At 36.9% G+C, this 13,232-nt stretch carries 15 protein-coding genes and 1 tRNA gene; 11 read left to right on the forward strand and 5 right to left on the reverse strand.

Features of this window, described 5'->3' with window-relative positions; all coding sequences use genetic code 11:
* The first annotated feature begins 2 nt into the window (after positions 1 to 2).
* The 5 genes from ribF to K5Q14_RS01125 all read left to right on the forward strand — a co-directional run bounded on the left by ribF (position 3) and on the right by K5Q14_RS01125 (position 5,620).
* Entirely contained in the window at positions 3 to 953 is a 951-nt protein-coding gene (gene ribF, locus K5Q14_RS01105) for a riboflavin biosynthesis protein RibF (protein ID WP_220733987.1), read from the forward strand.
* A 128-nt stretch (positions 954 to 1,081) separates the two neighbouring features.
* Positions 1,082 to 2,110, forward strand: a complete 1,029-nt coding sequence (hrcA, locus tag K5Q14_RS01110) for a heat-inducible transcriptional repressor HrcA (RefSeq protein WP_220733988.1) — start codon at positions 1,082 to 1,084, stop codon at positions 2,108 to 2,110.
* Positions 2,111 to 2,127: 17 nt separating this feature from the next.
* Positions 2,128 to 2,697 (forward strand): nucleotide exchange factor GrpE, encoded by a 570-nt coding sequence (grpE, locus tag K5Q14_RS01115; RefSeq protein WP_220733989.1) that lies wholly within the window; start codon positions 2,128 to 2,130, stop codon positions 2,695 to 2,697.
* A gap of 93 nt (positions 2,698 to 2,790) precedes the next feature.
* A complete protein-coding gene (gene dnaK, locus K5Q14_RS01120) occupies positions 2,791 to 4,635 on the forward strand; it encodes a molecular chaperone DnaK (RefSeq protein ID WP_220733990.1) in 1,845 nt (614 codons plus the stop codon).
* Positions 4,636 to 4,717: 82 nt separating this feature from the next.
* Positions 4,718 to 5,620 (forward strand): DnaJ C-terminal domain-containing protein, encoded by a 903-nt coding sequence (locus K5Q14_RS01125; protein ID WP_220733991.1) that lies wholly within the window; start codon positions 4,718 to 4,720, stop codon positions 5,618 to 5,620.
* Positions 5,621 to 5,767: 147 nt separating this feature from the next.
* On the opposite strand, the gene def is transcribed toward K5Q14_RS01125, so the two are convergent.
* A complete protein-coding gene (gene def, locus K5Q14_RS01130; RefSeq protein ID WP_220733992.1) occupies positions 5,768 to 6,346 on the reverse strand; it encodes a peptide deformylase in 579 nt (192 codons plus the stop codon).
* A 53-nt stretch (positions 6,347 to 6,399) separates the two neighbouring features.
* On the opposite strand from def, the gene K5Q14_RS01135 reads away from it, so the two are divergent.
* The 4 genes from K5Q14_RS01135 (at position 6,400) to K5Q14_RS01150 (ending at position 9,485) form a co-directional block, all read left to right on the forward strand.
* Positions 6,400 to 6,672 carry a UPF0223 family protein gene (locus K5Q14_RS01135; RefSeq protein WP_220733993.1) on the forward strand — a complete coding sequence of 91 codons (273 nt, stop codon included), beginning with the start codon at positions 6,400 to 6,402 and terminating at the stop codon, positions 6,670 to 6,672.
* Positions 6,669 to 7,454: an inositol monophosphatase family protein gene (locus tag K5Q14_RS01140; protein WP_220733994.1), complete on the forward strand. Its 786-nt coding sequence runs from the start codon at positions 6,669 to 6,671 to the stop codon at positions 7,452 to 7,454. The genes K5Q14_RS01135 and K5Q14_RS01140 overlap by 4 nt, the downstream gene beginning before the upstream one ends.
* A gap of 64 nt (positions 7,455 to 7,518) precedes the next feature.
* Positions 7,519 to 9,360: a translational GTPase TypA gene (gene typA, locus K5Q14_RS01145; RefSeq protein ID WP_220733995.1), complete on the forward strand. Its 1,842-nt coding sequence runs from the start codon at positions 7,519 to 7,521 to the stop codon at positions 9,358 to 9,360.
* Positions 9,361 to 9,396: 36 nt separating this feature from the next.
* Positions 9,397 to 9,485, forward strand: a tRNA-Ser gene (locus tag K5Q14_RS01150).
* 377 nt (positions 9,486 to 9,862) lie between these two features.
* Here K5Q14_RS01150 and K5Q14_RS01155 read toward each other — a convergent pair.
* From K5Q14_RS01155 to K5Q14_RS01170, 4 genes are all read right to left on the reverse strand, one after another.
* Complete coding sequence (locus tag K5Q14_RS01155) at positions 9,863 to 10,006, reverse strand: hypothetical protein (protein WP_220733996.1); 144 nt, start codon at positions 10,004 to 10,006, stop codon at positions 9,863 to 9,865.
* A 33-nt stretch (positions 10,007 to 10,039) separates the two neighbouring features.
* Complete coding sequence (locus K5Q14_RS01160) at positions 10,040 to 10,240, reverse strand: hypothetical protein (RefSeq protein WP_220733997.1); 201 nt, start codon at positions 10,238 to 10,240, stop codon at positions 10,040 to 10,042.
* Positions 10,241 to 10,312: 72 nt separating this feature from the next.
* Complete coding sequence (locus K5Q14_RS01165) at positions 10,313 to 10,561, reverse strand: hypothetical protein (protein WP_220733998.1); 249 nt, start codon at positions 10,559 to 10,561, stop codon at positions 10,313 to 10,315.
* 76 nt (positions 10,562 to 10,637) lie between these two features.
* Positions 10,638 to 10,979, reverse strand: a complete 342-nt coding sequence (locus tag K5Q14_RS01170) for a ribonuclease G (RefSeq protein WP_220733999.1) — start codon at positions 10,977 to 10,979, stop codon at positions 10,638 to 10,640.
* Positions 10,980 to 12,223: 1,244 nt separating this feature from the next.
* Between K5Q14_RS01170 and K5Q14_RS01175 the strand changes: the two genes are divergently transcribed.
* Together K5Q14_RS01175 and K5Q14_RS01180 are read left to right on the forward strand one after the other, a co-directional pair.
* Entirely contained in the window at positions 12,224 to 12,388 is a 165-nt protein-coding gene (locus tag K5Q14_RS01175) for a hypothetical protein (protein WP_220734000.1), read from the forward strand.
* 125 nt (positions 12,389 to 12,513) lie between these two features.
* Positions 12,514 to 13,224: an SGNH/GDSL hydrolase family protein gene (locus tag K5Q14_RS01180; protein ID WP_220734001.1), complete on the forward strand. Its 711-nt coding sequence runs from the start codon at positions 12,514 to 12,516 to the stop codon at positions 13,222 to 13,224.
* Positions 13,225 to 13,232: the final 8 nt, after the last annotated feature.

A 13,232-nucleotide genomic window follows, 5' to 3' on the forward strand; every position in this document is an offset into this window, starting at 1 on the left:
TAATGATTAAAATAATTAAATTGCATTACCCAATTTTAAAGAAAATACTACCAGACCCAAAACCACAAGTTATTGCCATGGGTTTTTTTGATGGCGTACACTTGGGACATCGGGCTGTTATTAAGCGTGCCAAACGTGAAGCTGATAAACAAGGTGTGCCCCTTGCAATACTCACTTATGATCCTCAGCCTATTGTTGTATTTAAAATGCTGGCACAACCTTTACGTTATTTAACTACCATGAATCAAAAAGCAGCATTGCTTTCTGAACTCGGAGTGAATATCATGTATGTCATGCAATTTACTTCGCAATTAGCAAAACTAGAACCGCAAGAATTTGTTAATCAAGTTATTATGCGTTTAAATCCAGTAACCGTGGTGGGCGGATTTGATCATGTATATGGTGGAGATGCTAATATAGCAGACATGGCTCATTTACCTCAATATGCAAAGAAACGGTTTAATGTCGTATCAGTTTCAGAAATGGATGATAATAACCAAAAAATTGGATCGTCATCTATCCGAAAAGCGTTAGAATTAGGTAATATGAGTCTTGTTAATCGCCAACTTGGGCGTGTTCATCAAACAACTGGTTTGGTAATACATGGTGAAGCACGTGGCCGTGAACTAGGATTTCCAACAGTCAACATAAAAACACCAGAATTAGAATGGTTACCGGCTGTTGGAATTTATGCGGTTAAAATAATGATTGCTGATGACTGGCATTTGGGGATGGCCAGTATTGGTCGCAATATCACCTTTGGTGATGCAAGACCAATTACTGTTGAAATAAATATATTAGATTTTAACCAAAAGGTATATGGTGAAAATGTCACAGTCAATTGGTATAATTATCTTCGTGGTGAAGTAAAGTTTACGAGTGTACCAGAATTAATAAAGCAACTAAAAAAAGATGAAATTGCTACCAGACAATATTTTGATACACTTGACTAATGTTAAGTGTATTTTTATTTTAGCACTCTTAAAAAAGAGTGCTAAAGGACTTGCATAATTTTTAAAAAGGTGTATTATTAAAGATGTTAGCAGTAAGTGTTATTGAGTGCTAAAACGGAGGTGATGGCATGCTGACAGAACGACAAAAGTTAATTTTAAGTGCCATCATTTACGAATACACACAAACAGCGCATGCAGTTGGTTCAAAAAGCCTTCAGGAACAACTTAATATTAAAATTAGTTCTGCTACAATTCGTAACGAAATGGCGGCTTTAGAAGCAGCAGCATTGATTAAAAAATTGCACACATCTGCTGGACGTGTGCCATCACGAGCTGGTTATAGATATTATCTTGATAATTTGATGATGTCACGCGCAGCTACAGCGCAAGATATTGCTTTGGTTATGCAATCTTTTCGTGGTAATTTTCATGAAATCGATGACTTACTGGATGAGTCGGCTAGAACATTGTCTCAACTAACTGGGGCAACGGCGTTAATTTTAAAACCAGAACGTTTGAATATAGTTGTTTCCGGATTTCGTTTGGTACCGTTAGAAAATCAACAATTGATTGCAGTACTGGTAACTAATGATGGAAAAGTGACGAGTCAGACTTTTAAATTGCCTCGAGAGTTGGCAGTCTCATCATTGGATAGCATGATTAAATATATTAACGACCAGACTAACGGAAGACCTGTTTTGGAAGTTTTGCAGATGATGCAGTCAGATGAACTACCAACACAAATGAGCCGTATGATTAAAACGCCAGCAGCATTCTTACAACTATTTGGTGATGTGTTGGCCAGGTCGATTGGCGATAAAGTACACATTGGCGGTCGCTTAAATGTGTTAGACTTTAGTGATGAGGATCAAGACACGAGGGAAGTCAAACGGTTACTAGAATTTTTAACATCTGCTGCGGATGTTCGCCGAGTCGCCACAACGACAGCGCACCATGTTACTATTAAGATTGCTAAAGAAATCGATGAACCGTTGTTAAAGCCGTTTAGCTTAATTACAAGAGCATTTGCTGTACCTAATCAAGGAGATGGCATAATTGCTTTGTTAGGTCCGATTCGTATGACGTATGCTCGTAATGTTTTATTAATGGATGCGTTTGGTGAAGCCTTAAGTCAAAAAATGATTGAATATACATAAACTAGGAGGTCACTTACGTGGCAGATGAAACTGAAAACAAACTAAAAGATGAAAAAATAACAGAAGATAATGATGCTACTTTAACAGAAGAGATAGTTGAAGATGATCAAGCTGTGCAAGAAGAAATAGATCCTAAACAACTTGAACTTGATAAGGCATTATCACAGGTCTCGAGTCTGGAAGATCAATTACTACGTTCACAGGCTGAAATACAAAATATACAACAACGGCATGCACGTGAAGTGCAAAATGTGCGCAAGTATGATGGTCAAGAACTGGCTAGTGCTGTGTTGCCCGCAGTTGATAATTTAGAACGTGCTCTGCTTGTTGAATCTGAAGATGCAGTTGCGCAACAAATTAAAACTGGGGTTGAGATGACATTGAAAACGTTGGTACAAGCTTTAACTGACAATGGTATTTCTGAAACAGGCGAAGTTGGTGAACTATTTGATCCAACAAAACACCAAGCAATTCAAAGTGTTTCTTCAGATGAAGTGGACTCAGATCAAATTGCATCTGTTTTGCAAAAGGGTTATATGTTACAAGATCGTGTATTACGTCCAGCAATGGTAGCAGTGGCAAAATAATTTTATTTTAAACATAATATTATGGTGATTCAGCAACGTGCACTACACCTTAAAAAGACAAATTTAACTTAAAAGTAAAGGAAGAATAAATTCATGTCAAAGATAATCGGTATTGATTTAGGAACGACAAACTCAGCAGTAGCTGTGCTTGAAGGCGGTGAACCAAAAATTATTACAAACCCCGACGGTGGCCGTACAACACCATCAGTTGTTTCATTTAAGAATGGTGAAAACCAAGTTGGAGATGTCGCTAAACGACAAGCTATTACAAACCCAGATACTATTATCTCAATTAAGTCACATATGGGAGAAGCTGGTTACAAAGTTAGTGCTGATGATAAGGACTATACACCGCAAGAAATTTCAGCCATGATTTTGCAATATATTAAAGGATATGCAGAAGATTATTTGGGTGAAAAAGTTGACAAGGCTGTTATTACTGTGCCAGCATACTTTAATGATGCCCAACGTCAGGCAACAAAAGATGCAGGTAAGATTGCTGGACTAGAAGTTGAGCGTATTATAAATGAACCAACTGCAGCAGCTTTGGCATACGGATTAGACAAGTTAGATAAAAACGAAAAGATTTTAGTTTATGATTTGGGTGGTGGTACATTTGATGTGTCTATCCTCGAATTAGGTGATGGCGTCTTTGAAGTTTTGTCAACTAATGGTGATACACATCTTGGTGGTGATGACTTTGATAATGCCGTTATTGATTATTTGTCAGCACAGTTCAAGTCAGATAATGGTGTTGACTTGAAGGCAGACAAGCTAGCTTTGCAACGTTTGAAGGATGCTGCTGAATCAGCCAAGAAGACTTTGTCTTCAGCCACTGAAGCACAAATTGATTTGCCATTTATTGCATCAGGCGAACAAGGCCCCTTGCATTTACAAACATCATTATCACGTGCTAAATTTAACGAAATTACAGCTAGCTTGGTAAAGAAAGCTGAACAACCAGTTTTGAATGCTTTGAAAGATGCTGGTTTGTCATTTTCAGATATCGATGGAGTTATTTTAAATGGTGGATCAACACGTATTCCAGCTGTTCAAGACTCTGTTAAAAAGTTAACTGGTAAGGAACCTAACCATTCAATTAACCCAGACGAAGCAGTTGCTCTAGGTGCCGCTGTTCAAGGTGGTGTCATTACTGGTGACGTTAAGGATGTTGTTTTGCTTGACGTAACACCATTGTCACTAGGTATTGAGACGATGGGTGGCGTGTTCACTAAGTTGATTGATCGTAATACAACTATTCCTACTTCAAAGTCACAGGTATTCTCAACGGCCGCTGACAATCAACCAGCTGTGGACATTCATGTTTTGCAAGGTGAACGTTCAATGGCTACGGATAACAAGACACTTGGTCGTTTCCAATTGTCAGATATTCCTGCAGCACAACGTGGCGTACCACAAATTGAAGTGACATTTGATATTGATCGTAATGGTATTGTATCTGTTTCTGCTAAAGATTTAGGTACACAAAAGGAACAAAAAATTACTATCCAAGCTGCAGGTGGTTTGTCAGATGATGAAATTGAACAAATGATGAATGATGCTAAGGCTAACGAAGAAGCTGATGCAAAAAAGAAGGAATCAGTTGATACACGTAACGAAGCTGATCAATTGATTTTCTCAACAGAGAAGACTTTGGAAGAAGTTGGCGATAAGTTGGGTGATGATGATAAAAAGGCGACACAAGACGCATTGGAAGCTTTGAAAAAGGCCAAGGAAGATGCAGCCGCTGATGATGCTGATTTGACAGAGTTGAAGGCTAAGTCTGAAGAATTAGGTAAAGCAGCACAAGAATTGGCTATGAAATTGTATCAACAAGCAGCACCACAAGAGGGTACTGAAGATGCAGCAAAGCCAGCCGATGATAATACGGTTGACGGTGATTTTGAAGAAGTTGATCCTGATAATAAAAAGGACTAATAACGTTTTTATTAATAAATATCAAGCGAACCGCATTCAATTGAGTGCGGTTTGTGTACATAATATTATAAGGAGTAGGTAAGTGAATAATACAGAATTCTATGAACGTCTTGGTGTGGAAAAAAATGCCAGTCAAGATGATATCAAAAAAGCATACCGTAAATTATCAAAAAAATACCATCCAGATTTGAATCATGATGCAGGTGCCGAAGAAAAGTATAAGGAAGTCCAAGAAGCTTTTGAGACTTTGGGAACTGAACAAAAACGGGCACAATATGATCAGTTTGGACCAGCAGGGGCTAATGGTGGTTTTGGTGGTCAAGGGGGACCTGGTGGCTATCAACAACAAGGTGGCTTTGGTGACTTTTCTGACTTGGGCGATATTTTTAGTCAAATGTTTGGTGGCGGTTTCGATCCAAATCGTCCACGTAAAGGGCAAGACTTACAATATCGTATGCGCTTGAGCTTTGAAGAGGCAGTGTTTGGTAAAGAAGAAACCATTAAATTTAACCGTGGTGATGGTCCTCATGAAATTAAGGTGACAGTGCCAGCGGGTGTTGAGACAGGGCAACAAATGCGATTGTCTGAACAAGGCGAAGAAGGCGCCAATGGTGGACCACGAGGCGATTTATTTGTGGTATTCCAAGTTGCGCCGTCTAAGGATGGATTTGAACGTGATGGGGCAGATATTTACCTAGAACAGGCAATTGATTTTGTTCAAGCAGCGTTAGGTAGTGAAATGCAAGTTAAATCTGTTCATGGTGATGTTAATTTGAAAATTCCTGCTGGCACGCAAACAGGAACACGTTTCCGCTTACGTGGAAAAGGCGCACCACGTTTGCGCGGAACAGGTCATGGAGACCAATATGTTATTGTGAAATTAGATGTGCCAACAAAGCTGAACAGGGATCAAAAAAAGGCGTTAGAAGCTTTCCAAGAAGCAACTGATGGCACAAAAAAGAAAAGCTTTTTTGATAAATTATAAAAATTAGTTGTGCATACGATATAGCATTTTCACCTTACACTGCTGTGTTAACTGGTAACTTTTTGTTATAAATAAAGCACCCATACTGTATAGTATAGGTGCTTTTTATGGACAATAATTTGTCAGAGGACTGTTGATAAATTATCTTTAGTCAATATATTTTGTTTCATCATTGACTTCCCATGGTGCGCTTAAATCAATGTGATCGTAGTAGAGATGTCCATGTAAATGGTCGATTTCATGTTGAAAAACAATGGCTGGATAATCACGTAATTTAATAATTTTTGTCTCACCTGTCTCATCTTGGTACCTTACCGTAATACGATCAGCACGAGGAACAAATCCAGGGACATCTTTATCGACTGATAAGCAGCCTTCGCCGACATCTAGTGCACCGCGCTTAATTGACTCAGAAATAATCGTGGGATTAAATATTGTACCCTTAAAATAAGGGGTCTCATCAGATTCGTGTGGGTCTAATGAAGGCACCAGTATAGCGGCCATACGTAACGAATAATCGACTTGTGGCGCAGCTAAACCAACACCTGGGCGTAATCCATATTTCTCATTTTGTGATTCATCTTGTGAAATGACTAAATAAGTCATCATGTCTTTAGCCAACTGTGCATGTTCCTCACTTAAAGGAAAAGGAACAGAAGCAGCTGTTTTTCGTAAGACGGATGCACCGTCTCGTGTTATTTTATCCATTGTAAATCGAATTGTCATGTTTTTACCTCTTTATTAGTATATCAAACTGTACAACATGTTAAAATAGGTGTATGAGTGAAAATTATATATTACCAATTGATGGCAATTGGACAGTAGATGATATTGTTAAAATATCTAACCTTGTAGACAGTGTTTTAGATGTTTATGAGACGGGTGTGTTAAAATCAAAGTTGTTGAAACGATACAACGAGTTTCGTGATGTGTTACCAGCACAAAGCGAGCAAAAACAGTTTGACAAAGATTTTGAACGACAAACTGGACACAGTATTTATAAGACAATAAAATTAGCACAAGGAACGACAAAAGATAAGGTGCGGGGATGACGTTAAGTCAGTTCGAAATACAAGATATTAATCAAACAGTTTTAATGTGGTTAGATGAGATCAGAAAAAGAACATTAATTGCCATGCAGCAACGTTTAGATATTTCTATTAAACATGATGCAAGAGATTTAGTAACAAATGTTGATCGAGATAATGAAAAATTTATAAACGCTAAAATTAGGTCTTATGACTCAGAAGCTAGCATTGTCAGTGAGGAAGGTTTTGGAGATCATCAAAATGATATGAAGGGCAATGTGTGGTTTGTAGATCCGATTGATGGCACAATGAATTTTGTGAAAGAACATGCTGATTTTGCAGTGATGATTGCGCTTTATGTTGATAACGAGCCTGTATTAGGCTGGATTCTAGATGTCGTTAATAACATTGTTTATCACGGCGGACCACAAGTTGGTGTTTTTGCTAATCAACTCCGGTTAGAACAACCAAACAATGATGCTTTAAATGAAGGTATTGTTTTGCTAAGCGGCGCGCGCTTGCTGTATGGCATGTTTGGCTATGATAGGATTGCGAAAGCTGCTTTAGGCTATCGTGTTATTGGTGCCGCTGGTCCTTCATTTTTACGTGTAATTTCTGGTCGTGCCGTGGGTTATTCTTCAAAAATGATGCCATGGGATTTTGCAGCAGGACAGGTTTTAGCAAAAACACTCGGATTATCGGTTTCAGATATTGACGGCAGACCGTTAGATATGTTATCATCTAACATAGTATTAGTGGCTACAAATCGTGCGCATCGTGATATTCTCATGTTGCATCAAAGCTAGGGCACAACAGACCCTAGCTTTTACTGTGAGATAAGTAGCATTAAATTAAAGGAGCACTAGGAAATTGGCAAATCGCGAAGATATTCGTAACATCGCTATTATTGCCCACGTCGATCACGGAAAGACGACGTTGGTTAATGAATTATTGAAGCAATCAGATACATTGGACTCACGCAAGGAATTGGGTGATCGTGCAATGGATACAAATGATATTGAAAAAGAACGTGGTATCACGATCTTGTCAAAGAACACAGCCGTTAAGGTTGGAGACAAGCAAATTAACATTCTTGATACACCTGGTCATGCGGATTTCGGCGGTGAAGTTGAACGTATCATGGGTATGGTTGATGGTGTGTTATTAGTAGTTGATGCTTTCGAAGGTACAATGCCTCAAACACGTTTTGTTTTGAAAAAAGCCTTTGAACAACATTTGACACCAATTGTTATTGTTAACAAAGTCGATCGTCCGGGTGCACGCCCTGAAGAAGTTGTTGATGAAGTATTGGATTTGTTTATTGAATTAGGTGCTGATGATGAAGGACTTGACTTCCCAGTTATCTTTGCTTCAGCTATGAATGGGACAGCATCATTATCTCCTGTTATTGCTGATCAAGAACATTCAATGAAGCCAATTTTCGATGCTGTTTTTGACACAATTCCAGCACCAGTTGACAATTCAGATGAACCTTTGCAATTCCAAGTTGCTATGTTAGATTATAATGACTTTGTGGGACGTATTGGTATTGGCCGCGTAAAGCGTGGAACAATTAAAATCGGGGATGCTGTTGAAGTTTTGAAACTTGATGGTACAACACAAAGTTTCCGTGTTACAAAACTAGCTGGATTCATTGGTTTAGATCAAGTTGATATTCAAGAGGCCAAAGCTGGTGATTTGATTGCTGTTTCTGGTATGGAAGATATTTCTGTTGGCGAAACAGTTGCAGATCCAGCTCATCCTGATCCATTGCCAATCTTACGTATTGATGAACCAACTTTGCAAATGACTTTCCGTCAAAATGACAGTCCCTTTGCAGGTAAAGAAGGTAAGTTTGTTACAGCTCGTCAAATTGAAGATCGTTTGCGTCGTGAATTGCATACTGATGTGTCATTACGTGTTGAAGATACAGGTCAAGCTGGTGCTTGGTTAGTTTCGGGCCGTGGTGAATTACATTTGTCAATTTTGATTGAAACAATGCGTCGTGAAGGTTTTGAATTGCAAGCATCACGTCCACAAGTTATTTATCGCGAGATTGATGGCGCACAATCAGAACCATACGAATCAGTTCAAATTGATACACCTGATGAGTATTCATCAACTGTCATTGATTCTTTGAACCAACGTAAGGGTGAAATGATCAACATGGAATCTGTTGGTAATGGTCAGACACGTTTGACTTATATGGCACCTTCTCGTGGCTTAATTGGTTATTCGACTGAATTTATGTCAGCAACACGCGGTTACGGTATCTTTAACCATACTTATGCTGAGTATCGTCCAGTAGTGCGTAATTGGGAACCAGGTCGACGTAATGGCGCCCTAGTATCAATTACACAAGGTACAACAACTAACTATGCTATCATGGGTGTTGAAGATCGTGGGCAAATGTTCATTGGTGCTGGTGTTGAAGTTTATGAAGGTATGATTGTTGGTATGAATGCACGTGACAATGATATTTCTGTTAACGTTACAAAGTTAAAGCCACAATCAAACGTTCGATCATCAAACAAAGACCAAACTTCATCTATCAAGACACCTCGTCTTATGAACTTAGAAGCATCTTTGGAATTTTTGAATGATGATGAATATGTTGAAGTAACACCTGAAAATGTTCGTATTCGTAAAGCTATTTTGAATACAGCAGAACGTGAAAAGTCTGCTAAGCGTCGTAAGGCCTCAACAAATTAATTAATATGTAGAAAATCCTGTGGGGTTTTCTGTTATGGAGATATGGCACAATCTGGTACTGCAACGGACTCGAAATCCGTCGAGCCGCTTATAGCGGTGTGCGGGTTCGAATCCCGCTATCTCCTTGCGAATAAGTGTTCTCACGTAACACAAAATAAAAAACCGTTGATATATCAATGGTTTTTTATTTTGTGTTACGTTATAAAACGTTGAAGAACAGGACATGTGGAGCCAAATTGGTGCCACATGTCCTGTTGTATGGCCAGAAAGTCTAGCACTATAAATCAATGAAACATCTTTTCATTTCTCTAGCTTCTTTGACTGTTTTAACTTACTTGCGTGGCGATAAATACCCCGTTTACCTAATTCGTGAGTGGATGTTCTTATGACAGATTGGCCAGTATAGCCACCGCTGATGTCTCTGGTAATCATATTGTTATTATTCTCTCTAAATGAAAGCATGATATTCTGATACGTACCCATGGTGTTTGTAAAGTGATTTTTACTTTTTCTTGTTTATTCTTTCAAAAAATGCAAATCCGATAAGAAAACCTAATGGCGTTGACATTAACATGCTATCAGTAAAAAATCCAAATACCGCACCTATAACGATTCCTAGTCCAATGCACCAATAAAATCTATTCATAAAACTTCTCCTAATATTTAATTAATTCAGCATTTAAAATAGTGATGGTTTCATGATAACCTTTGAAGATATCAATGGTCTCATTTTCAAATGTGCATCAAGATAAAAGGTATTACCATCTGCAAATACGATAATATGTGCATTATTTATTTTATTTAGTGATGTGTCATCATTAATCATGCTGTTAACGTAGTTCAAAGCACGTATATGTACGTCAGAAAGGACATTAATCATCTAGCGTTGCAACCTTTTATTTCTTACTTCGTGACGAGATAATATAAAGTGAAACTTACTTTAGCGATGTTATTAAAGGTACTGAACCCAAGGATTTAATAAAAACCAAACGCCTGGTAAATAGGGCGCAACGTTTGACCATCTAATTTTGCCGTCTTTTTTAATTTCTATAACACCAGCCAAGCACATTACAATACCAATGAATGACGATCCTATCTTTGCGTATAAATGGTTGCCTGTTACAATAGAAGTGATTATTAAAGCAATAGTTATAGATAGACTGATGATTGCTATTAATAGACTAATGATTTTGTATTTCATATTTCATTCCCCTGTAATGCTAGTGCTCTTAACATGAATGTTTGGCACGCTTTAGGCACTCTGTGAATGCATTTTATTAGTAGTTTGTGCTATTTAAAATAGCTGTCATAATAACGCCAATAAACAAGAAATATAGAACCATAATAGCGATTGCCAAAATAAATTGTACAATTCCAGCACGATTCCAAGTAGCCTGCACAGCCTTAAAAGTTTCTATATCTTTGTAGTCTCCTTTTTGCCAAGCCCATTCGTTACCTTTAAAACCGCAGACAAACATCCAGATAATATTGAAGATAGGAATTAGACATAGCAAAGGTAGGTATGTTTTATTTCCAATACCCCAAAAAATATTGTACATGAATGCACCCCAATTCCAGCCTTTAACTTCTGTTGGTACGATAGTTCCGTTCTCATTCATAATGACATGTTTCTCCTCTAGCTTTTAACGTGGTTCTGCACGTATGTACGCACTCTGTGAGTACTTTTTTATTTGTTATGGAGTAGTTTCTGATAGGTTCTTACCCTCAAAAACATAATAACTCATCATCGATATAAGATGCATTGTGAGCCGTTTTAGGCACGTTGTCTGTTTTAATAAGAAAAGTTACCAGCAATTAGATAAAGTACAGCAAAAGGCGATACACGTCTATCACGCTCATACTTGGCTAGCGCACAGTGAGAAAATTTTATAATTTCAGCAAGTTCACTTTGAGTGAGCTTTTTTTACGTAATTCTTTGATTAGCTAAGCAGTGGCAAACCTCAGTTTAATAATTTAACTTAACTAAAAACTAAGTTAAAAAATTTTAAATACTATTATATACATGATACCAGACAAGCAAGGGTAAAAGAAAAATTAAAACATGGCATGAGTATATTATCATGGCTTACAAGATGAGCCATACACAACAGCAGAAATTATTTCAGAATACAGAGATATTATTTTGGCTAGATGACAGAAAGTTGGTTCGTTACATTATGAGTTGAAGAAGATAGAAGATAAAACAGATTTGAAATTCGTTTTAATTAAGTAATATAACAGGATAGTATATCAAACGTAATATTTCAAAAGGCAGACGATATTAAGGTCACTAACAGTGCATTGAAAGAATAACATACTTGGACAGAATTTCAAGCAACAATTGGCTGACATATTAATTTTTATAATCGTGATTGTATCTCGAATGTTGCCTAAATAATTGAATAAAAATAGTCTATTTTATTGAACTCTGAGAAAACCTTGATCATTCAGGGCGTGAATCAAGATTGAATTTCTTGCAAATATTGTCTGAAAATACTAAAAAGAAGTTATAATTAAACCAATTTAATACACTACAGGCTATACATTCACGATAATAAGTGATATAATTTACTAGTCAACCTTGTGATTTTACGATCACCATATTTCTTTTATCTAATTGAAATAGATTCCAGGGGTTGGCGTACATAGTAATTCATACATTGGCCGCAAGTTAGTTAATTCTAACGGCGGTCTTTTCTTGGATAAAATAATTAAAACACTTTGAAAACGTGAGGAACGTAAAGTTAGAAGTCACATACAACTTGTGATTGACTTTAAAAATAGTGATTATCATAAATATATATGAAGTAGATGAGTATATCTATGATATCATTGACTTTAATGCTATATTAAGGAGCAAATTATGAAAAATAATAAACATATAAAGCAAGCGATAATAGTTGGCATCTTTACAGGAATTACAAGTTATTTGCTCTCTTATTTGGCGTTGAAACCTATTAATTTTGCTTTAGTAGTAGGGTTATTTGTATTAATCGAAAGTACTGTAGTAACTAAATTTATTCAATAGTATGATAGTAGCAGTCAAATGAGGTAATGTTTCTGATTGGTTTAGTAAGATTGGAACGATATTGGCAGTTATTGTCACAGTATTTATAGTCCACAAAATATTAAAATTTAAATGAGAGAACAAAAATGTTAATCAAAAAATTTTTTAACTGCACAAAAAAATCAAAATTAAAACTAAGCAATAATGATATACAAAATAGTGGCTTAGACAGTGTACGAACAATAGGCATTATTGGTGATAGTGTCTCTTTTGGTTTGAAATCCAAAATTAATTATGGGCAATATCTTCAAAAAATAACGAAGGGGAGAGTTCAAAACTTAGCCTATTCAGGGGCGCATCTATCTGATAACGGTCGAAAAAGTATTTTTCAACAGTCTCAATGTTTGGACCGGTGTGATTTGTATATTTTACAAGGGACGGACGATGATTGGCTAGCTAACATGCCAATTGGTAATAAGAATGATACCGCAAAACAATCCTATATTGGCGCGTTTTATCAAACTGTTTATCAATTGCAGCAGATGAATTCAAAAGCTAAAATCATTATCGTTTCAACGACATATCAAACACCTATGTGGGGCAACATTGTGAGGCGTACAGATAGAACAAAAAATACCTTAGGATACTCTTTACATGATTATATGACAGCGCAGGAAAAAGCATGCACTGATTTAAAATTACCTTTTGTTAATCTAATGCATCTGACATTATTTAATCCTAATAAAAAATCATTTCGAGAAAAATATATGCCTGATGGTTTACATCCGAATAAAGAAGGACACCAAATTATTGCCAACGAAATTGTCAAAGTATATAAACAAAATTTTGGATCTTGATAAAGAAA

Source organism: Leuconostoc inhae, assembly GCF_019656015.1.
In the GTDB taxonomy this organism is placed as follows: Bacteria; Bacillota; Bacilli; order Lactobacillales; family Lactobacillaceae; genus Leuconostoc; species Leuconostoc inhae_A.